Here is a 20,110-nt window from a genome sequence, read left to right as displayed (position 1 = left end):
AGGCGATTGATTCAGACTCAACGCATATAATTGCGAAATGAACTTGCGGCGCCTCCGCTACTTCACGACCGTGGCGGAAGAACTGCACTTCGGTCGTGCCGCCGACCGGCTGCTGATGTCCCAGCCGCCGCTGAGCCAGCAGATCCGGCTGCTCGAGCATGAGCTCGACACAGCGCTCTTCGACCGCAGCACCCGGCGGGTGACCCTCACCGATGCGGGGAAGTTCCTCTATCCCGAGGCCGTGCGCCTGCTGGCTGCTGCCGACGGCGTGGAACGCCTCATGGAACAGCGCCGAGGCGGCCAGACCGGCACGCTTCGAGTGGGATTCGTCGACTCAGCCGCCTATGAGGTCATGCCACGTGTGCTTGCTGAGTACCGGCGGCGACGCCCCCGCGTCGATTTCGAACTGCACACCTTGAGCTCCGATGAGCAGGCCCAAGCCCTGCGCGCCGGACGCATCGACTTGGGTATCAGCCGGGCAGCCGCCGATTCCACTCACGTGGAGGCGACGCTCGTGATGCATGAGCGGCTGCTGTTGGCTGCCGGCGCGTCCCATCGTCTGACTGAATCGAGTTCGGCATGTCTGCGCGACCTCGCTGGCGAGCCGATCATCGGTTTCGACCGCAGCGTTTCGCCCAGCCTCCACGCCGTGCTGGCGGGGATGCTTGCCGCTGAAGGCGTCAACTATGACCCCGTGATCGAGGCGACGGAGTACACGACCGTTCTCGGATTTGTCGCTGCGGGCGAGGGAGTGGCCATCGTGCCGGCGGGGGTGCAGACGTTCCGGCCGCCTGGCTTGCAATACGTGCCGCTAGAGGACTCAGTTGCCTCGGTGCCTCTGTTACTGCTCAGGGGGGCAGGCGAACCCCTGCCCTTGGTGTCCCACGCTCTCGAAGTCGTGGCCGAGCTCTACGACCCACAACCTCCGGCCTGAGCGCTCCACCGAGGCACCCTGGGCTAATGGCGGGCTCGCTCAGATGGCGAGGTCGTTGAGACTCGCTAGTTACTCATCACGAATCGACCGCCGAACATCGTGATGTGAAAGAGCGAGAGCATGTCCATGCCCAACAGGACGTCATAGTTGTGCGGGACATAGGGAAGGCGCGCTGCGGTGATCTGCCGGCCGCTGAGGTGCTCGTAGATGAGGTCACTGCCATCATGGCTCTTGGCCGGAGTGCTCACTGGTACGGCGATGTTAAGAACGAACAGGTCGACCTGTATCGGTTCGCCACTGGCAGGCATGATGTGGCTGATGCCGCTGCTCACGGCACCAAGTCCGTCGATCACGTTCTGCGAGATCAGTGTCTTCTGGGCACCGGTGTCCACTAGCGCCGTGAACGGCATGGCTTCTTCGTCAGACTCTGGTACTGCGACCTTCACCACCATGAGGACTTGGTGGTTATCGATCTCGACTTCGAATGTGGGCACGCGCTGAACTCAGTTCAGCGCTGCAGTCATGATGCCGAGATGCACGGGCTTCGCGCCGATTTCCTGCAGTGAGAATTTCCCGACGCCAAATTTTTCGCAGCCAATCGAGTAAGCGTCGCCTTCGTCGTTGTAGATCTTGACGACTTCGCGGTTGTGCATCAGCGCGAAGCGCCCGAGATGCTCGCGTTCGAGGACGGCTCGGTACTTCGCTTCGTACGCCTCATAGTTGTCGCGTGCCTGCGAATCAGGCATCACATCTCCTCGGTTGAAGCTGCGAACCCATCGTACTGAGCAGAGAACGAACGTCGGTCCGCGGCCGAACAGCATCTCGCCGACGGCCCCAGGTCGTGAACGCTGACTCACTGTCACCAACTTCAATACGGATTTGGGCTCGCGTGTCACGGCCTGAGCCGTCGCTTGCGTCCTCGACGTTTGTCGGAGTTTCTCCGAATCCTAGAATCGCGATCCGAGTCGTCGTCGGAGTGCCCGAGCAGCCACAAGACCGCGCCAATGATCAAGACGGTCAAGTAGAGCAAGCACAGAATGAGCGAGACGACGACTACCGCGCCGCTGAGGACTCGCCAACCGCCAGTGGTGCGTTCGAATGATTGGGTCGCCAGCAACGCTGCCGCTGCGGCAATGGCCAAGGCGACAAGATTGGTCGATGTCATAACGGGCCAGGCGAACCACGCGCATGCGAGGCTAAGCCAACCACCCGAAACGACGACAGCTGCGGCGTACGCGAGCGACGCGGCAGCGGCCACCGTGGCCAGTTTCCCGACTGCCGGACCCGCTTGAACGTGGCGTTCCAACTCAGTGCAGGGGTTGGCCGTCGCCGCATCAATTGGTTCTTGTCGCGGCCTACCTCTTGGTGCTTGCGGGTGCCTCAGCAGCTGTCGCGGACAGCCGCACGGCTGCGGTCGGATGCCTCTTGCGCATCGCGGTACTGCGCCTGAAGTTTCTCTTGGTCGTCGTGGGCGGCGGCGACTGCTGGTCGCTCGAGGGCTGCGCTTGTTCTGTCCTTGGGAGTCATATCCGGCCGGGCGTCATAGAGACGCTGAATGGCGTCATCGAACAGGTCGCCAAAATGATCCTCGGCGGCGTATGCCGCTGCTCTCGCCTCCCTCAATGCCTGATCGGCTTCGGCTGCGGTGATGCGAGCTTCCACGCAAGCGGCGCTCGGAGGCGATCTCGTGGTGGTCGGCGGCAACGTGACTGGAGCTGTAGTGGCACCTGAGCAGGCCACGCCGAGCAGCGCTGAGGCCGTCAGAGCGCTCACTCTGATGTATCGGCCACCTATGGGCACAAGTCAGGTGCCTCAGGTGCCTTCGGCGTAGCGAATATCTCGAACTATCTGGCTCGCAATTTCGCGGTTGTACTCGTGAACCATTGAGGGCGTGACGAACCAGAACACAATCCAACCGATTACGAAGAATCCGCCCGTGAGCAAGTACGCGATACCAAGTCCGGCCTTGCGCAGAAAGAAAAACTGGATCGGGAACAGCACCGCCAGGACGACCATGGCCACGGTGCTGCGGCGACGTCTCGCGTAATCCTCGACGAACACGTCGCGTTGGTGCTGGCCGAGGTTCACCCACGCCGTTCGTAGGGTCGCTGGCAACTGCTTGCCGAGGTACTCGAGTCGAGGTGTCAATTCTTCTGTCATGCTGCGAACTTGTCGGCGTTCATCAGGATTGTTCGCTGGGCCGAGATCCGGAAGGCCGCCGTCTGGAGCCTCGACGGCGCCGACGCAAGAGTATTGCTGCTCCCGATCACGTTGCCCACGGATCGTTCGGACCGCGTCGTCTCTCGACGATCAAGGCTCGCGGCCCGCTCGCTCGGCTTCTTCGATCTTGGCGCTCGAGCGGATCGGCGGCTCAGATGGCGAGGTCGTTGAGGTTGTAGTCGCGGATGACGCGATCGAAGGTCTCGTTGCTGTAGCGGAAGTCGTCCTCGAGGCCGACGAAGGGGGCGTAGGTGTAGCGCCGCTCGTCGGGGCGATGCTGGGCCCGGGCGTCAATTGCCACCGCGATCACCGACGAGCGCTTGAAGACTCGCTCTTCGTCGTAGACGATGGTCGCGTCACGCGCACTCACCCGCAGCTGACCTGCCACTCCGACCACCGACGAACGCCTGTGGAATCCGAACGTCACCGAGATCCTCGGCTCGGCTGATGTGTTGGCGTACGAGCCGTGCACCATGTGCCGGTTCACGACCGTCGCGTCGCCAGGCTGGCACAGCAGCGGAATGGCATCGGGCAGCATCACGCTGCCGCCGTTGCGGGCCACCTTCTGGCGCAGGTCGATGCGGCCGACCTTGTGCGTGCCCGGCACGACCCAGAGCGCGTTCGCTGCCGTGGTCTTGTACAGCTGCACCTGGAAGTTGAAACCGTGGATACCCATGTCCCAATTCGGGTTGTCCCAGTGGGTGACGCCGTCTTGATGCCACGCCACCGAGCCGCCCAGCCCAGGCTCTTTGACGAAGATGGCGTCGTTGTAGGGCACGAAGTCACCGCCGTTGATGCTCTCTGCGATCGACATCAGTTCAGGATGCCCGTAGAGCCGCAGCGCAGACGGCATCGACTGGCACATGCCAAAGATCAGGAAGACGACATTGGGCGGGGCGTCCGCATCGGGGGCGGGTTGGTCCATCTGCACCTGATGACGACCGGCCAAGGCGTCAGTGCCGCCCCACGGATCCGACAGCGGCTTGACGTGGGTGTAGGGCTCGACGGCGAAGTCACGCCCGAACGCCGGCCGGCCACCCTTGTCGAGCGCGGCACCCTTGTGCACCGGTGCCCGCTCGATGACGTCGGCGACATCAGCTCGCAACTCGTCGATCTCGTCGGCATCCACGACGCCTTCGAAGATGTAGAAGCCGTGTTGCCAGTACGCGTCTGCGATGTCGGGGTGCAGCTTGCCGTCAGGTCCGTAGCGCACCGGCCCCTTGTTGCCGATCCGGCGGGCACGATCTTCACCGTCCGCCAGGTACTCCGCCATGTCCGCGAGATGCTGCGCCCTCGTCGGCGCATCGGCCGCCCGAACTGGATCCGCAACGTCAGTCATCGCATGCCCCCTGCGGCAATCCCCGAATGGGCCTTCCGGCTGAGCGCGCATTCTCGATACCGGAAATCGCCCGCTCGACGAATGGTAGCCGTGGCGGCATCGGCCGGTCCTGACGCGGTCCCGCGACGAACCGCGTCTGCCCGAGTTAGTCCAATATAGACTATCTACTGTGGACCAGAGCCAGCCCATGGCCACCAACCTTGACGAGCGCCCGACGACTGCATCCCGTGTGTGGACTGTTGCCGAGGCCAAAGCGCGCCTGTCGCACATATTGCGTTGTGCTGAAGAAGAGGGCCCCCAGCGCATCGGAACCCGTAAGACATTCGTCGTCGTTCCTGAACATGTGTGGGAGGAACACACTGAACCTGAAGTGCACTTGGGACGCTGGCTCGTCGAGAACATGCCACGCGGCTACGACCTCGAACTCCCCGACCGCCACTCGGACCGGCCGACTCCGTTCATCGACTACGCCACCGACGTTCAGTGAACGGCGTCCTCCTCGACACCAACGTCGTCTCTGAGACGGCTCGGCCCGAGCCCGACGCCCGGGTTCTCGCATACCTATCGAACGAACCGAACTTCTGGCTCTCGACGATTGTGCTGCACGAGTTAGACCACGGCGTACAGCTCATGGCGCCGGGTCGGCGACGCGATGCCATTGCAGCGGCCGTCAGATCGCTCGCCGGACGGGCGCGCCGCATCGTGCCGGTAGGTATTGCCGAAGCTGAGCACGCCGCAGAGTTGCGTGCGCGTGCCCGCCAATCGGGACGCGTGTTGGAACTCGGGGACTCATTGATCGCAGCGACGGCGGCCGTACGCCGTCTCGCGGTGGCGACTCGCAATACCGATGACTTCGAGGGACTCGACCTCAGGGTGATCAATCCCTGGGAGTAGCCGGCTGCAGCTCAGCGGTTCTGCGAGCATGAACCCATGGAGTTCGCAGAGTACGCAGACCGATTTCGCACAGCCGAAGTGACACGGGACGACGCCGGGGTTGTCACCGTCCGCATGCACACCCGAGGCGGGCCGCTGCAGTGGGGCGGCCGCCCGCACCGAGAGCTGCCCGAGCTGTTCATGGCGCTGGCCTCGGACCGCGACATCAAGGTGGTGATCCTGACCGGCACCGGCGACTCGTTCATCGAGCTGCCCGACGGGATCAACGCGCTGGCCGAGGGTCGGGCAAATGCCACCGTGTGGGATCGGATCATCTGGGAGGGCAATCGCCTCGTGGACCAAATGCTGGCCATCGAAGTGCCGATGATCGCCGCGGTGAACGGCCCCGTGACCGTGCATTCAGAGCTGGCCGTGCTGTGCGACGTCGTGTTGGCCACCGAGGGCGCCTACTTCCAGGATGCACCGCACTTCCCCGGCGGCCTCGTGCCGGGCGACAGCATGCAGATTGTGTGGCCGTTGCTGCTGGGGCCCAACCGCGGTCGCTACTTCCTGCTCACCGGCCAGCAGATCGATGCGGCCGAAGCTCACGACCTCGGCATTGTGGGCGAAGTCCTGCCCGTTGACGGGCTGATGGCCCGAGCTCAAGAAATCGCAGCGGACCTGGCCAAACTCAATCCGATTCTGCTGCGCAACACGCGCCACGCCCTGGTGCGCCCGTTGCGGCGAGCCATGGCCGACGACCTGCACACCGGCCTCGCGCTGGAGGCGATCGCCTCGATGTCCGCCCGCGAGTGGTTCCGCGACCGTCCCGCCAGCAACGAGTAGGCAGCGGGCCGACCGAAGGCCGTCGGCAGGGGTGGTTCGCTCCTGCCGCGGCCGACATGGGGCCTAGCGGTCGTCCGCGAGCGGATTCCGCCAGCGCAACCCAGGAAAGTGCCCGGAGTCAGCGTCGTTGGAATGAACCTCTGCCTGATGCTCGCTCGCGAGCGCGGCGATATGGGCATCCGAGACCAGGTTTCCGCCGACTCCGGCTTCGACAAGCAAGCGTCGCAAAGTCGCCACGTACTGCGTGCTGCGATTCAGTGGCGCTAGGTGAGGCAAGCTGAACTATTCAGGGATCAGATCGACAGCCCGCTCAATCGGGACCGGGCGAATGGCTGTCCGGCGCTGTGGGAGGATAGAATGGATATCACAACGTCATCTCACGAGCGCTGGAGCCAGTGCAGACAGCGCTGCGGCGTAGCCCAGCGGTGCAGTGACCGCGTCGCCGATCCACTTTGCAAGCTGGGCTCGCGTGGAGCGACTGTCGGCACCGGGCTGGAAGATATAGCCGTCCGGAAAGCCTTGGAGGCGAGCCGCTTCGGCCGCGGTCAACGTGCGTCGCTCAGAGGGATGCACGAAGCGCCCTCGTCCCGGTGTCATAAACCCGGTAGTGATGGTGGGCGCAGGCCGGTCGCCATGCATACGACCGTACACCGCGCCGTAGCTGGTCCCGTCTTGATGACATTCCGGCCGCTCGGCAAGCGCCAGATCGTGCTCGTCGTTGTCGAAGAGCCATGCGATGCGCCCGCGGTTCGCCTCGGTGTATTCGGGCAGGTCATGCATCGCCGGGTCTTGCGACAGTGCCTGCGTGCCACCGATCGCCCACATGACCGACCGAGGCCAGCCGTCGGCGAGCAGCTCGCGTACCTCGGCCAGCGGCATCGGACCCGAACCGCCCGGAGCATCCAGCCGTCGAGCGATCAGGAAGTGGCGGCGACGGGTTTGAGGCCAGCCCATCTCGTCGGCAGCGAGGACGCCTTCAGTCACGGCGTAGCCGTAGGCACTCAATAAGGCTTTGGTGGTGGCAACCACATCTGCTCCGTCATGAACCACGGAAGTGACGTTTTCGATCACGACGCTGCGCGCACGGCACGCGACGGCGAAGGCCGGTACGGCCAGGTACAGCAAGTTGCGCCGGTCATTGCGTCGCGAGCGGTTGTTCAGGTTCGAATGACCTTGGCAGGGCGGGCCCGCGGTCACTAGGTCAACCGCTTCGCAGGCGGCGGCCAGTTCGTCGTCAACCATCTCGGGGGGATACACGAATTCGGCATCCGCGCCCGTACCGCGTATCCGGTAGTCGACAAGCGAGGTCGCCGAGGCTTCTACGGCGCGGCGAGTCCCATGGTTGCGTCGATGCACAGCCAAGGCGTCGGCGTCGATGTCCACGGCCAGCTCGCAGCGCTGCTCCAAGCCTGCATCGGCGGCCAAATGCCCAGCACCGACCAATAAGCCTCCGACGCCGCAGAACAGGTCGGCAACCCGAAGCGCCGAGCACTCGATTCCACGCTGGGCAGGACCGACCGGCCGCGAGCCGAGCACTCCAGTCCGGCTCACGCCGCCCGGGTCTATGCCGCCTATGGCACCGGGTCCGACAGAAGGCACAGCCCCGTGCAACATCGCCAGCCACCATGTCCCCAAGGGGTCTGCCCGCGCCGCATCGCCGCCTATCGACGGCACATCGGCGAGCATCACATGCGAGCGAATCGCGCCCGAGCCGACCGGCACAGTGCGCATCAGCCGCCCGCTCCCGAAAATAGTGCGAGCACGCACTGCGTCAGCATCATCGGCTGCTGGCGTGGGCGCGGTGGCGAGACTCATGCGCGCGTCTTCATCACACGGCTCTTGACGACAGGCACGCAATCACGCCGGTGTGGCCTCAAGGCTGCCGATCCGTCAGACGGTCTGATATCGATGCTCACTGGAGTTGCCGCTCCCAGAGTTCCTCAACGAGCAGGTCCGCGGCTTCGTCGTCCAACATCGCAGGCACCAGATTCTGCAGTGTGCGGTTGAGTTGTTTCGCGAATTCTCGCAACGGCCCCGTCGTCAGTCGGGTGGCTTCGTCGGCTTGGCGGCGGGCCATTGCTCGCACGATGCCTGGGTGCTCGCCGGCCTTCACGCGCAGGATGTGGCTGCGCCAGAAGTCGGTGCCGCCGTGGGCCTTGTACGCCAAGTCGAGTTCCTGGCCTCCGAGCACGTTGACGCGCAGCCACATCCGCGTCGGCACACACTCATGGAACCTGCGTCCGTCGATGTACACGGCGAACTTCTGTGCGGACGAAACCTCCGGCTCACCTGTGGCACTTGGCTTGGGAAAGAACGTCCCGTGCTCTCGCCACACTGCAAAGTTCCACAAGTACGCCATCGCCATATGGCGCCAAAAGCCGGGATCGTCGAGCACTGCATAGCCCGCGCCACTGTCGCTGATCGCTTGGTGCAGCACGAGCGCCGTCCTGCCTTCGACCGGATCCTTCAACGCGCCTCTAATCCGCGGCGCGTACGGTCTGGCCAGTGTTTCGATGTCGCGCCGGGCCGTTTCGAGCAGCGCGTGTGGGAACTCCTCCCCCTCGCCACGAAAACCGACTTTGCCGACGAGGTCAGCCGCGAGATCGCCGAGAGCCGGACCATCGCCCGAAGCGCCCGTCGTCTCCAGTTGGCTCCGCTGCCGGGCGATTCGGGCCTCGGCGACTTCCACAGCAACGTTCCGCGAGAGCGTTGGGTACCTCACCGTGACACTCCGAGTGTCTTGCGGGCACCCTCGCGCAGACCGAGAGCGTGCTCGGCTTGCGCGATGACGCGAGCCGGCTCGTCCCGACACTGCCGGAATATGCGGGCGCGGTGCTCGTTGTCGGCGTTGCGCCCAGCCACGAGGCCTACGACCTTGCCGATAAGCGAGTCCTGCACATCGCCGTCGCCGACAGAAGCACCCGGCGTTCCGTCGGATGCTCTCGCGTACTCAAAGACCGCTGCGCCTACGAAGTCGAGCGCCAGCTGCCGCTGAAAGAGCATTGCAGCCGGTGACGAGCTGTCCGCGCTCAGCGCAGCCAGCACCTCCTCGTCGACCCAGACCTCGATGTCTGGTGTGCCGTCCACCGGTTCCAGCATGTCCTCACCCCGCAAATCCACGTAGCGCAGCGTGCCCCTGGGGAGCCCAAGCTCGTTTCGCTTGGCATCGTTCAGCGGGCGCGGATGGAACATCGCAGCATCGGCCCCGGAGTCGAGTCGGAACGTGACCCGCGCGAGCCAAGTCGCGGCTCGCTTCGGCAACCGGCGTTCTGCCACCGACCTGGCCAGCCAGTTCGGCGCGAGCGCGATGTAGGCATCTACGACAGCACCGTGGCCACCGGTGCAGAAGACGGGTCTGCGGCAGCCTGTCGGACGCGTGTCGATGCGAACCGAACGCTCGAGGCTCTCAAGATCATCAAGGCCGCAATCAAGCAGCTTCTCAGCCACCTTGAGGCTGCCGGTCCGGGCCACAACCACCAGGTGAAGCCATTGCGGATGGACACCAGTCGCCCAGGCCCCGTCGATGAGTCGTTGCCTTAAGCGGTCGAAACCCTCCTCACTCGCCCAGATCAGCCGCACCTCGTGTCGGGCGAACGAACCATCGTCAACTGCGAGGCTCGAGCCTGCGGCGCAGCAGAGATCGTCGAGCCACAGCGTTGTCTCATCAAGAGCCGACCCCAGCGACGGATCGACCGTGAAGGGGCGGATCGGCCGACGCTCACGACTCACGGGTCAGTCCTGCGGGCGACTTCGGTGCCAGCCATGGCGTCCGCAAAGTTGACATCAACCGTCAGTTCGACGGTCCAGTCGGACTCATAGGGTTCGCAGGTGTAGTCAAACTCAGCGCTCTGGCCCGGGACGAGACGGCCCCGGTATACATGCACCTGCTCGGGCATCGCGACGAAACCGTCCGGTGCGCCGATGCCGATATCCAGCCAGTCCGAGCGACGATCCTCGGCAACAAAGCCGCATCGGATGACGACATCGATCTCCTCGCGGGGATCGGCCGCGGGGTTGTGATGCTCACTGAAGCCGATCACTGCGGTACCGCTGAGCTCAAGTCGGCCGTCATCGTTCTCAGCGAGATGCTCGCCCGGTTGGATTGTGAACGGGCGCGGACCCGGCGGGGGTGGAGGTGGGGTTCCCCGGCCTGGCCCACGCCACAGTGACCGCATGAGACGATCCCATTCGGGGAGTCGCAGATCCTCCGGCGTCGTCTGTTTCGGCTGAAGCTCGCGACTGAATCTGGCGACATGATTCTTGATCTGGCTGATGACGCGCTTTGCGACCGCTGTGTACTCGGGAGAGACATCAGCGCTGTCACTGGTGATCCCCCACGCGTCGTGCAGCTTCGGCTCTGTCTGGCGCAGCGCCTCGTTGGCCGCGCCATCAGCCACGAACACACCCCGGATATGCGGCGCCTTCTCCCGGGCTTCGAAATACTGCACGACCATGCGCGGCGCACGCACCAGCGCGACAAGACTGCGGTGGGCAATCTCCTCACCATCTTCACCCTCAGGGTCTGCCGATGCCGGCTTGGACCAACCCGGCAGCTCTGCGACCAAGCCGAGATCCCCGACCTTCTCGTGCTGGTCGATCTGACCCAAGCGGTGTTTGCGCACGTGATCTCGCTTGGCGTCCTGCGCGGTGGTGGCCACCTCAAAGGCTTCGACAAACGGACGCAAGTTGGCATCTGATTTGGGCCGCGGTGAGTCCCCTCCTTTGCTGCCGCGCGGCGCAGTCTCGGTTTCATCAATGATGCGCACGTTGAACTGCAGGTCTCCGCCTTCTTCAAGTGCAGGCCACCAGTAGCGCTCCACGGCACGCCGAAGGTCGGTGGGCCTGACCGCCGGGCAGACCAGCAGCATTGTGGTGCCGATCTGCTCGGACCGATCCGGTGCGCGCAGCTCCAGCCCCAGGCCGGATGCCAGAGCGTCAGCCTTGCCGTTCTCGGCCGGCGAGATTGCATTGGCATCGGGTCCGGCACCGAAGTGCGCCCAGCCCTGAAACTGCTGGCCCGCTAGCTCGTGTTGCTCCCAATAGGTCATGCCAAGCAAGCGCCGAGTGACGTCATCGTCGTCTGGCCGCGCCTCAAAGCAGGAATAGGCGATGACCGTCCTAATTGCCGACGCCCGGATCAAGCCGGCCTTGCCGTAGCCGAAGGATCCGCCCCGCCCGTCAACCGCGGGCGTGTAGCCGCTGCTGCACATCGCCAGCCAGAGCTTGGAGGCGGTCGTGTTCCATGGGCCGCCCATGCCGCCCCCGCCGGTCTCGCTGACCTCCAGCAGTCGCAGATCCTCGCCATCGGTGAGTTCTGCAAACCAATCACGATCGGCCAATCCGAGCCGCCGTCGATCACCGACTGCTGCCGCCCGAGCACCCAGTTCCTCAAGGCCGAGTCGTTCGATGAGCACATCGGCCTCAGGTCCGCCGACCTTGCGGAAACGAAAACAGATCTCAAATGGCAACCAGTCCTCAGGCGCTTGAGACTCACGCCGTTCACGCGCAGCATCCCACGCGTTCTGGATTGCCTCTCGTGCGAGCAGAGCAGCTTCAGCCGGTATCGGGTCGGCTGCGAAGAACCCGGGTGGCTTGACGTCCTCGTTGCGGAAGACCTTCGACACGTCACCACTCGTACCGAACATCGCGGCATTGACCGTTGGCCAATGCCACCTCGCCATGTCCGTCATCTCGCAGTTATCGGAACGCCGCACTCAGCGGCAACTTTGATTCCACGAGAAATGTGCATCAATCGCCGGTGATGGCGTCGAGAGTCTCCTCGCTGGGCGCGAAGTAGAACGAGCCCGAAGCCGGGTTCGTGTAGTCGGTCATGGCATCACGGATGCCATTGGCGTCGTCAAGGCCGTACATCCGCCGAAGGCGGCGACGCAGCGGCGCCTGGTCCTTGCAGAACGCCATGAAGTACAGCCCGACCGTGCCGTCATGGAACGCGTACGGCGTGGAGCGGCGAGCAATCTCGTTGATCTTGCCGCTGCCCTCGTTGCCGTGGTTGCCGTCCGCACGCAGCTCGACGTGGCTGAGATGGCTGTAAGGCTCCTGGGAATCGGTCTTGTCGGTCTCCGGGAACTTCTTGCGGCCGAAGTTCTTCTCCTGCTGTTCGTCCGACAACGCATTCCAGCCGTCGAGATCGTGCACCCAGCGCTGGGCGATGATGTGCGCGCCGCCCGCACCCGGCTCGCCGTCGGGGACGATCGCCGCGGCGGGCTGATCCTCGTCGGCGGGGTTGCCGGTGCCGTCCTTGAAGCCGGTCATGTCCAGCGAGTCGCCGTAGATGAACGTCGGGGTCTCACGAGCAACAGCCATGTGGCCCGCCAGCGCGGTGCGTGCGTCGTACTGCGCCTTCCAAACCTTGTCCTTGGCGTCGTGGTTCAGCCACAGCAGCAATTCTTCCTGCGTGCCCTTCGCTTCACGCCCCGATCCGTCTTCGGACTGCACCGTGACATAGGCCTGGAAGTCATCCGGCACGTCGTCGGAGAGCTCCGGCAGCAGGCTGGGGCCAAAACCGAGCGTCAAGTTGATGCCCTCTGCGTCGCAAGCAGCGCGCAGGTCGGCGAGGACGGACTTGATCACGCCGACATCGGCACCGTCTATGCGGCTGAGGTGGACGTACCACTGGTTGGCGCCCATCTCGTTGAAGATGGCCTTCTGCGGCGTTGGCATCTGTGCTCCTTGAGGGGTCGATGGTGCAAGCGAAAGCGACCCCGCCGGGCGACACCTACGTCGGCGCCACAGCGAGATTGCGGGGCTGATCGTAGGCCAATCATCGCGGCGCGCACACCCCCGCTTCCCGCTGGTTGACGCGGCTGCTGTCTGACTGCTCGACGTATGCGAGCATGAGACGATTGCCACTGCCCACAACCAGCGGAGTAGCACCCATGAGCATCGCGGCACCACAGCGCACCTACGACACTGAGCTGCCGGTCCGGGGCGATCTCGCAGCCGCTCACGGAGAGGTCGCGGCACGCTGGGCCCGACCGGGAACCTGGTGGGCAGCGGCCCAGCGTGCGGAGATCGTGCGGCAAGTGAGGGCAGCGCTCGACCATCGCACCGGCAGCGGCGAAGCGCTGCCCCCGTGGGTGCAGCCCAGCAGCATTGATGGTCTGGTCGATCCCGACGGTCCCCTGCCCACCGCCGCCGTCGATGCGATCTGGCGCATCACCAATCATCCAGGAACGCTGACGCAGGACTGGTACCAGTCGATCATCGACCGCGGCGTCGATTCTCTGGCATACGTGGAACTGGTGGGTGTGGTCGCGCAAGCCAACTGCGTCGACCGGTTCGCAGACGCTCTGGAGCTGCCACGAATCGATCTGGACGAACCCGCCGACGGACCGCCGACGAGGGAAGGCGCGCCTGCGGCGGTGAAGTACCACTGGGTTCCCACCGCCGACCTCAAGATGCCGAACGTCATCAAGGCCCTGAGCGCAGTACCGGTGGAAAACGAGTCGCTCTTCATCCTCTCCGACGCTCAGTACGTGCCGATGGAGCGCGTTCGCGGCGAACTGATCAACGACCAGAACTCGCTGAACCGGCCGCAGATCGAGCTGCTCGCAGCAAGAACATCGAAGCTCAACGAGTGTTTCTACTGAACGTCTGCCCACGCGATGCTGCTCGGTCTGAGCGGCCAACAAAAGGACATGGCAGTCGGCTACGACGCCGTCAACGGCTCTGACGGGGGCGACGGCGGAGTGCAGCACGGCGCCCTGCTGGCCCGCCTCGCGGAGGCGATGTGGGAAGGCGACAGCCAAGCCACGGCTGCTGCGCGTACCGCTGTGATCGATGCCGCGGGAGCCGACGTCATGGTCGATGCTGTGGCCGTCAGCGCCAACTTCCACATGATGACCCGCGTCGCCGACGGCACCGGCACCCCGCTGGATCCAGGCACCTACGACATGACCAGGTCCGTGCGCGAGGCTTGCGGCCTCAACGACTTCGTGACGCGCCGCGATCCTCAAGGCGAGCGCCAAGGCGCCAGCGGTTCCTCCCACCGGACGTAGCGTCAACAGCGGGCGTCGCCCGCCGAGCTGGCGTCAGGACCTGAAGCGCTTGGTCGGCAGGTGTGGGCCGATGTAGCCCACATGCACCTTGCCGGTGGTGCCACGCGTGTCATCGTGGAAGTAGAGCCGCGGTGCCAACGATCCGTTCGACAGCTTGAGATGAGCTTGCATCTCGAGGCGGCCCGACGTCGAATCAGGCACGCGAGTCGACACCGGAAACCGCCGGTGCTTGAGCAGTTCCGGCTGACGCATGACCTCCTTCGACTCCTTCATCGCGAGCTTCTTTCCACTGGGGGGCCACTTGCGCGGATTCTTGGTGCGAATGCACCATTCCCGGAAATCACCCGCTGCGTCGTCGGAGTGGGCGTACGCCTCGAGTGCCAAGAGTCCGTCGAGCGCACTTCGAGCCCAGGTACGTGACTCCAACGCGCTGTCGAGCTCCTCCAAATGCTGCTCGACCCCTTCAGGTATCTCCACCTTGCGCAGGTTCTCCCGAGCCGATGCGATCGCGTCGCGTACCGATGTCGGTTGGCGGTACGCGCGCTTGGACGCGTCCAGCGGGGGCGACATGGCTGCATCTCCCGCCGCCACCAACTCACCGACCTTCCTGTCCACGATCGCGTTGAGCTTGGACACCTCGTCACGCGACTCGTCCAAGAGCAGCTGCAACTGCTCGATGCGCTCTTGTGCCCCCTCGAGTTCCTCAAGCACGCCATACAGCTGATCGGACTGTTCGTCCCGCTCGGCCCGTGCAGCCGCTCGCTCTGTACGAGCCTGATACAGCGCATCCCATACCGCCTCCACCTCGACTTCGAGCGCTGCGGCTCGCTCGGCAGCGTCGAAGTCGGGCGGCGGCTCGTACCGCTCGCGGCGATCACCCAGCAATTGGCGGGAACGGCGGTACAGGTCAGGAGGTTCGCGTTCGACAAGCATGGTCTGCAGCAAGCGACCGAACCAGCGACCCGTCTCATCGGTGCCGCTTCGAACGAACTCGGGTGCGAGGGTGCGATGCCGGTGCGGTTCATGCTCGCCAGGCAGGTACAGCCGCGCCTCCCCCGGGGTCACGTACCACTCCTCTCCCATGACGACCTGGAATGCATTGAGGCTCTGAGCGGGGAGCACGAAAACTCTCGCGAGACCGGCTAGCTGCTGCGCCGTCACAACGGCGACGTCCACATCCTTTGCCGGGCTTCCCAGCGGGTCGTACGCAATCACGACGTAGGGAAGGCGCCGGGCAGGATCGCGGATCCTGTCGGCGAACGGCACCATGAAGTCGCGCCGAGGCTCCGCCCAATCAGCTGACGTTCGGAGCAGCTCGTTCCCGAGTCGCGGCCGCCCACCGCCTCGCTCAGCCTCGTCGAGCAGTGTGCACACGAGATTCTGTACCCCAGTACCGCTCACGGTGCCGTGGCGGTCTCCGGGCATCTCCACGTCGACCCAGATCCAGCTGTCCGAGCCATTCGTCAACACCCGCATGACGACCAGCGACGATCCCTCGAGAATGTGTTGATCGAGCTCGAGCAACGTCTCCGACACGCCACCATGGGCTGCCGTTTCTCGGCGCAGATTCACCCTCGTGTCGCTTGCACCGTTACCGTCGCCTCCGGTCGACGGTTGAGACTGCTGTCGTTCCTGTGAAGGTGACGGCGCTTCGGGAGACGTGTGGTGACCGCCGCCGAGTTGGGGATGCAGGGATCTCGCCCAAGCTCGAAATGAGCGAGCGGCGAGTTCGTGCAGGCCAGGTCGATCGTCGTTCCACATCGCCCGGTACACCACCGGCGTCGCAGAGGGCCGTATCTGGGCGGTACTCATGGGGCAACCTCGGACGAGCAGACGACCAATGTTGCTGCCACGCCGCTCTGCGCTGGAGCCTGCGAGTCCGGGACGCCGCAGCGGGCACCTCCGGTCAGCATCACTAGCTCTGTTCGTAGACGGGCGTGATGAGGGCGCGGCCCAGCGTCGTGCCGAACATGTTGAAACCGCAGATCGCCGGCGAGACGCTGGCGTCGATCGGCAGTGAGGGCACGCTCAACGCGTGCACCGCGAACATGTAGCGATGAGGGCCATGACCCGGAGGCGGCGCCGAGCCCAGGTAGCCATACATCCCGGCGTCGTTGCGCAGCTGCTGGGCGCCTTCGGGCAATCCGCTGCCTTCGGCGTCACCGACACCTGAGGCGAGCTCGGTGCACGACACAGGAATGTCGAACACCACCCAGTGCCAGAACCCGCTTCCGGTCGGCGCATCGGGGTCGAAGCACGTGACCGCGTAGCTCTGCGTGCCCTCGGGCGCGCCCGACCACGCCAAGTGCGGGGACCGGTCTTCGCCGCCGGCACCGAAGATGCCCGAAACCTGCGGCATCGGCAGCACCTGTCCCTCTGCTACGTCGTCGCTTCGTACCTCGAACGACACAACCGCAGGAAGGAAATCGTAAGGACTGGGAGGTTGTGGCATGGCGGACACCTTTCTGTTGCTGATTGGTTCGGGCACCGTGAGACACAGGGTGCGCTTGGCGACCGGGCCGTTGCACCTGCCCCGAGACAGTCCGCACTGCTGTGCGCGGGTAGTTGACACTATTCGTTTGGGATTCGGTCGCCTCACGCCGCGCGACTGCACTGAAATGCAGCGAATCATCACCGCACGGTGCGCTCGACGGAACGGTCTCTTCGTCGCATTCATGTCTTTATAAAATATTTTCACGCCTATCGCAGTCAACGCATTGGCACGCATCCCGCGTTGTGCGCTAAACAGACCACGTGTTCACCGCTCGGGGTGTCAACCTCGGGCTGCACATCACACAACCCAAACTGACAGACCAAGGACCGGCCCGCTTCTGCGGGCCGGTCTTTGTCGTGGACCCAGTCGCCTCATAGTCCACCAGAGAGGGGAAACGGCGCGATCTGGGGGACATGCCGCAAGCGGTTGCAGTCACGCGGCAGACTGACGGGCATCAGTACATCGCCAACGAGTCTCGGCTCATCCGGCGCATTCGTCGGCGTTGGCCAGAACCGCGCAGTCAACAACTGGAGGTGGTCGTGAAGCGCCGCAGCCCCGCAACCGCCTCAGGCACGTCGGCGCACTGGTGGACGGATGCCGTCGGCTACCAAGTGTACCTGCGCTCATTCGCCGATTCTGACGACGACGGCGTGGGCGACCTTGGCGGAGTGATCGAGAAACTGGATTACTTGAAGCGCCTCGGTGTGGACTTTGTCTGGATCACGCCGTTCTACCCGTCGCCGGGGCACGACTGGGGATACGACGTAGCCGACTACCGCAATGTGGATCCGCTCTTCGGCGACCTGGAAACGTTCGACCACCTAGTGGCTGAAATGCACGGCCGGGACATCCGCATCGTCACCGATCTGGTGCCGAATCACACCAGCAGCAATCACCGCTGGTTCCAAGCGGCGCTCGGCAACTCGGGCGCAGCAGACCGCGAGCGCTACCGCGACCACTACATCTGGCGCGACCCAGCTCCCGGCGGCGGCCCGCCCAACAACTGGGTGAGCTACTTCGGTGGCTCGGCATGGACGCTGGAACCCGAGTCGGGCCAGTACTACTTGCACCTGTTCCTGCCGTCGCAGCCCGATCTCAATTGGCGCAATCCAGCCGTCGCCGCCGAGTGGGACGACATCCTGCGGTTCTGGCTGGATCGCGGTGTCGACGGTTTCAGAGTCGACGTGGCCGGTGGCTTGGTCAAGGACGAGCAACTGCGCTCCAATCCGCAACTGATGCCGATTCCGCCACAGGCGTCGCGCTGGGAGCAGTGGGACTGCTTCGAGCACCTCCACGATGTATTCCAACCGGAGAGCCAAGAGGTATTCCGACGCTGGCGCGCCCTCTGCGATGGCTACGGGGCCTTTCTGCACGGCGAGACCTACCACCTCGAACCACGGGGCATGGACGAGCTGCTGCCGCCCGACGGCATGCACGGTGGCTACTGGTTTGCACCCATGCACATCGAGTGGGCGCCGAATGCAATTCGCGACACCCTCCGCTCGCCGTCCGACAATCTGGCCAGTCGGCTGGTGTGGGCCATGAGCAGCCATGACATGCCTCGCGCACCGACCCGCTTCGCGCCACCCGACTCCGGCGACCGGCCGGCAGATACTCGAAATGGCTGGGGTGCAGCGCGAACGCTGGCCTTCAATGTGCTGACGGCCTTCCTGCCAGGCACCCTTGTGCTGTATCAGGGAGAAGAACTCGGTCTGGCCGATGGCGAAGTGGACGCCGGGGACAAGCTCGATCCCGTCGGCCCCGACGACGACGTAGCGGCCGGTCGTGACGGCTGCCGCACGCCGATGCCCTGGGGTCCCGGACCTCACAACGGTTTTTCTGACGTTCAGCCGTGGTTGCGTTCGACGGAACGTCCACACCGCGAGACGGCCGAGGCGCAGTTGGGAGACGAGCGCTCGTGGCTGCGCGCCTATCAAGGGTTGCTGGAGGTACAGCGGCAGGCGCGTCCAGGCTTCGCGCAGAGCGGTTCGGCAATCGAGTGGACGGACAACGGCAGCGGCCACATCATCTCGTATCGTCGGGGCCGCATTGCCGTCGCCGCGAACGTCGGTGACACCTCCCATGAAATGCGGGTTCCCGCCGCAGCGACAGAGCTATATGACTCCGCTGCGGCGTGCCAGCACCCGCATGCCGACGTTCGGAGTCCTTGCGCTGGCGACCCATCGACCGGCACGCGCCTGCTCGCACCAGCGAGCGCCGTGGTGTGGGAGACATGAGCGCAGACCAGCCCCCGAAGACTGGCAACAAGCACCCGCCCAACGGCATTCCCATGATCCGCATAGGCGATGTCGCTCGAGCTGCGGGAGTATCCACCGCCACCGTCAGCCGTGCGCTGAGGGGTCTGCAGCATGTCGCGCCAGCCACACGGCAGCGAGTGCATGCCGCTGCAGCGGAACTCGACTATCGCCCCAACCTGCCGGCGGCCCGGCTGGCTGCAGGGACAACCAACACGATTGCCGTCGCGGTGCCAGACCCTGCCACCTGGTTCAACGCGACAATCGTGGGCGCCCTGGGCCTCGAGACGGCCTCAGCGGGATACGACTTGCTGTTGTCAAGGGTCGCAAGTGTGGATGAGAGACGACGCTTCTTCGAGCTGAACAGCGTGAGGTCGGGCCGCAGTGATGCGGTGGTGCTCATCGACATTGCGGTTCACGAGGCGGATGCGGATGCCTTCGTCGCCCAAGGCGGGCGCGCCGTCAGCGTCGGCGTCAGGACTCCGGTGCTCAGCTCGGTGACGGTGGACAACGTGGCCGTCGGCTGTGTTGCTACTGAGATTCTTCTTGATCATGGGCATCGAAACATCGGACTGCTCAGCCTGAGCAGCGGCGAGTCGCTGAACTTTTCCATACCCAGTCATCGGGCGGAGGGCTACGCCCGGGCACACACGAAGGCGGGGCTGACGCCGAACCCGTCGATGACCGTATCGACAAGCAACAGCTCGACTGAAGCGCGTCGGGCAGCCCATGTGCTGCTGGGCTCTGCTGAACGGCCGAGCGCAATCTTCGCCATGTGCGACGAACAGGCCTTCGGTGCGATGCTCGCGGCACGCGATCTCGATCTGCGCATTCCCGACGATGTGTCTCTCGTTGGCGTCGACGACCACGATCAGAGCCGCCTCGTGGGCTTGACCACCGTTCGACAGCACGTTGCCGATCAGGGAACTGCCGCCGCGGAACTCGTGCTGCAAATACTCGGAACGAGCAACGCACCGCCGCAGCACACCCAGCTCGATACCAAGCTGATCGTTCGGGACTCGGTAGGGCCGCCGCGCGCCGCCTGAGCACGGGCTCAAGTGCCCCATGGCGCACTGCCGACCGGCACAGCCAGTGCTGCAGCATGACCACGACCGTCATGCGCGTTGAGCC

21 protein-coding genes are annotated in these 20,110 nt (G+C 64.6%); 8 read left to right on the top strand and 13 right to left on the bottom strand.

Translation table 11 applies throughout. The annotated features are described in order from the left end of the window. Nucleotides 1-37 precede the first annotated feature (37 nt). Nucleotides 38-934, top strand: coding sequence for a LysR family transcriptional regulator (locus tag ACOOHB_RS18470; protein WP_420446257.1), 897 nt, complete (start codon nucleotides 38-40; stop codon nucleotides 932-934). Nucleotides 935-999: 65 nt separating this feature from the next. Here ACOOHB_RS18470 and ACOOHB_RS18465 read toward each other — a convergent pair whose 3' ends face one another. From ACOOHB_RS18465 to ACOOHB_RS18445, 5 genes are all read right to left on the bottom strand, one after another. Beyond that, nucleotides 1,000-1,428, bottom strand: a complete 429-nt coding sequence (locus ACOOHB_RS18465) for a hypothetical protein (protein ID WP_420446256.1) — start codon at nucleotides 1,426-1,428, stop codon at nucleotides 1,000-1,002. A gap of 9 nt (nucleotides 1,429-1,437) precedes the next feature. Then, nucleotides 1,438-1,680: a hypothetical protein gene (locus tag ACOOHB_RS18460; RefSeq protein WP_420446255.1), complete on the bottom strand. Its 243-nt coding sequence runs from the start codon at nucleotides 1,678-1,680 to the stop codon at nucleotides 1,438-1,440. Between the two features lie 634 nt (nucleotides 1,681-2,314). After that, a complete protein-coding gene (locus ACOOHB_RS18455; RefSeq protein WP_420446254.1) occupies nucleotides 2,315-2,707 on the bottom strand; it encodes a hypothetical protein in 393 nt (130 codons plus the stop codon). Between the two features lie 39 nt (nucleotides 2,708-2,746). Continuing rightward, on the bottom strand, nucleotides 2,747-3,094 hold the full coding sequence (locus tag ACOOHB_RS18450; protein WP_420446253.1) for a hypothetical protein: 348 nt from the start codon (nucleotides 3,092-3,094) through the stop codon (nucleotides 2,747-2,749). 211 nt (nucleotides 3,095-3,305) lie between these two features. Next, the gene (locus tag ACOOHB_RS18445; RefSeq protein WP_420446252.1) at nucleotides 3,306-4,493 is read right to left on the bottom strand and encodes a phytanoyl-CoA dioxygenase family protein; all 1,188 of its coding nucleotides are present in this window, start codon (nucleotides 4,491-4,493) and stop codon (nucleotides 3,306-3,308) included. A 169-nt stretch (nucleotides 4,494-4,662) separates the two neighbouring features. On the opposite strand from ACOOHB_RS18445, the gene ACOOHB_RS18440 reads away from it, so the two are divergent. The 3 genes from ACOOHB_RS18440 to ACOOHB_RS18430 are packed head-to-tail and all read left to right on the top strand — an operon-like array spanning nucleotide 4,663 to nucleotide 6,212. Further along, on the top strand, nucleotides 4,663-4,980 hold the full coding sequence (locus tag ACOOHB_RS18440; RefSeq protein WP_420446251.1) for a hypothetical protein: 318 nt from the start codon (nucleotides 4,663-4,665) through the stop codon (nucleotides 4,978-4,980). Then, nucleotides 4,977-5,387 carry a PIN domain-containing protein gene (locus ACOOHB_RS18435; RefSeq protein ID WP_420446250.1) on the top strand — a complete coding sequence of 137 codons (411 nt, stop codon included), beginning with the start codon at nucleotides 4,977-4,979 and terminating at the stop codon, nucleotides 5,385-5,387. The genes ACOOHB_RS18440 and ACOOHB_RS18435 overlap by 4 nt, the downstream gene beginning before the upstream one ends. 36 nt (nucleotides 5,388-5,423) lie before the next feature. Further along, entirely contained in the window at nucleotides 5,424-6,212 is a 789-nt protein-coding gene (locus ACOOHB_RS18430) for an enoyl-CoA hydratase/isomerase family protein (RefSeq protein ID WP_420446249.1), read from the top strand. Nucleotides 6,213-6,275: 63 nt separating this feature from the next. On the opposite strand, the gene ACOOHB_RS18425 is transcribed toward ACOOHB_RS18430, so the two are convergent. From ACOOHB_RS18425 to ACOOHB_RS18400, 6 genes are all read right to left on the bottom strand, one after another. Next, nucleotides 6,276-6,449, bottom strand: coding sequence for a hypothetical protein (locus tag ACOOHB_RS18425; protein ID WP_420446248.1), 174 nt, complete (start codon nucleotides 6,447-6,449; stop codon nucleotides 6,276-6,278). Nucleotides 6,450-6,584: 135 nt separating this feature from the next. Beyond that, nucleotides 6,585-8,027, bottom strand: a complete 1,443-nt coding sequence (locus ACOOHB_RS18420) for a DNA cytosine methyltransferase (protein WP_420446247.1) — start codon at nucleotides 8,025-8,027, stop codon at nucleotides 6,585-6,587. A 97-nt stretch (nucleotides 8,028-8,124) separates the two neighbouring features. After that, nucleotides 8,125-8,934, bottom strand: coding sequence for a hypothetical protein (locus ACOOHB_RS18415; protein WP_420446246.1), 810 nt, complete (start codon nucleotides 8,932-8,934; stop codon nucleotides 8,125-8,127). Further along, entirely contained in the window at nucleotides 8,931-9,941 is a 1,011-nt protein-coding gene (locus ACOOHB_RS18410; protein WP_420446245.1) for a hypothetical protein, read from the bottom strand. The genes ACOOHB_RS18415 and ACOOHB_RS18410 overlap by 4 nt, the downstream gene beginning before the upstream one ends. Further along, on the bottom strand, nucleotides 9,938-11,893 hold the full coding sequence (locus ACOOHB_RS18405) for a hypothetical protein (protein WP_420446244.1): 1,956 nt from the start codon (nucleotides 11,891-11,893) through the stop codon (nucleotides 9,938-9,940). Before ACOOHB_RS18405 ends, ACOOHB_RS18410 begins: the two co-directional genes overlap by 4 nt. 67 nt (nucleotides 11,894-11,960) lie before the next feature. Next, on the bottom strand, nucleotides 11,961-12,893 hold the full coding sequence (locus tag ACOOHB_RS18400) for a Dyp-type peroxidase (protein ID WP_420446243.1): 933 nt from the start codon (nucleotides 12,891-12,893) through the stop codon (nucleotides 11,961-11,963). 215 nt (nucleotides 12,894-13,108) lie between these two features. On the opposite strand from ACOOHB_RS18400, the gene ACOOHB_RS18395 reads away from it, so the two are divergent. Together ACOOHB_RS18395 and ACOOHB_RS18390 are read left to right on the top strand one after the other, a co-directional pair. After that, on the top strand, nucleotides 13,109-13,822 hold the full coding sequence (locus ACOOHB_RS18395) for an alkylhydroperoxidase-related (seleno)protein (RefSeq protein WP_420446242.1): 714 nt from the start codon (nucleotides 13,109-13,111) through the stop codon (nucleotides 13,820-13,822). A 48-nt stretch (nucleotides 13,823-13,870) separates the two neighbouring features. Beyond that, nucleotides 13,871-14,230 carry a hypothetical protein gene (locus tag ACOOHB_RS18390; RefSeq protein ID WP_420446241.1) on the top strand — a complete coding sequence of 120 codons (360 nt, stop codon included), beginning with the start codon at nucleotides 13,871-13,873 and terminating at the stop codon, nucleotides 14,228-14,230. Nucleotides 14,231-14,263: 33 nt separating this feature from the next. Here the strand turns inward: ACOOHB_RS18390 and ACOOHB_RS18385 are convergent, their stop codons facing one another. Beyond that, nucleotides 14,264-16,042 (bottom strand): hypothetical protein, encoded by a 1,779-nt coding sequence (locus tag ACOOHB_RS18385; protein WP_420446240.1) that lies wholly within the window; start codon nucleotides 16,040-16,042, stop codon nucleotides 14,264-14,266. A gap of 103 nt (nucleotides 16,043-16,145) precedes the next feature. Continuing rightward, entirely contained in the window at nucleotides 16,146-16,682 is a 537-nt protein-coding gene (locus ACOOHB_RS18380; protein ID WP_420446239.1) for a YbhB/YbcL family Raf kinase inhibitor-like protein, read from the bottom strand. Nucleotides 16,683-17,263: 581 nt separating this feature from the next. On the opposite strand from ACOOHB_RS18380, the gene ACOOHB_RS18375 reads away from it, so the two are divergent. Next, a complete protein-coding gene (locus ACOOHB_RS18375) occupies nucleotides 17,264-18,961 on the top strand; it encodes an alpha-amylase family glycosyl hydrolase (RefSeq protein WP_420446238.1) in 1,698 nt (565 codons plus the stop codon). Next, on the top strand, nucleotides 18,958-20,025 hold the full coding sequence (locus ACOOHB_RS18370; protein WP_420446237.1) for a LacI family DNA-binding transcriptional regulator: 1,068 nt from the start codon (nucleotides 18,958-18,960) through the stop codon (nucleotides 20,023-20,025). Before ACOOHB_RS18375 ends, ACOOHB_RS18370 begins: the two co-directional genes overlap by 4 nt. The last annotated feature ends 85 nt before the right edge of the window (nucleotides 20,026-20,110 follow it).

This window comes from Candidatus Poriferisodalis sp. (assembly GCF_965215815.1).
Classification (GTDB): Bacteria; Actinomycetota; Acidimicrobiia; order Acidimicrobiales; family Poriferisodalaceae; genus Poriferisodalis.
This window is presented reverse-complemented; position numbering and strand designations above follow the sequence as displayed.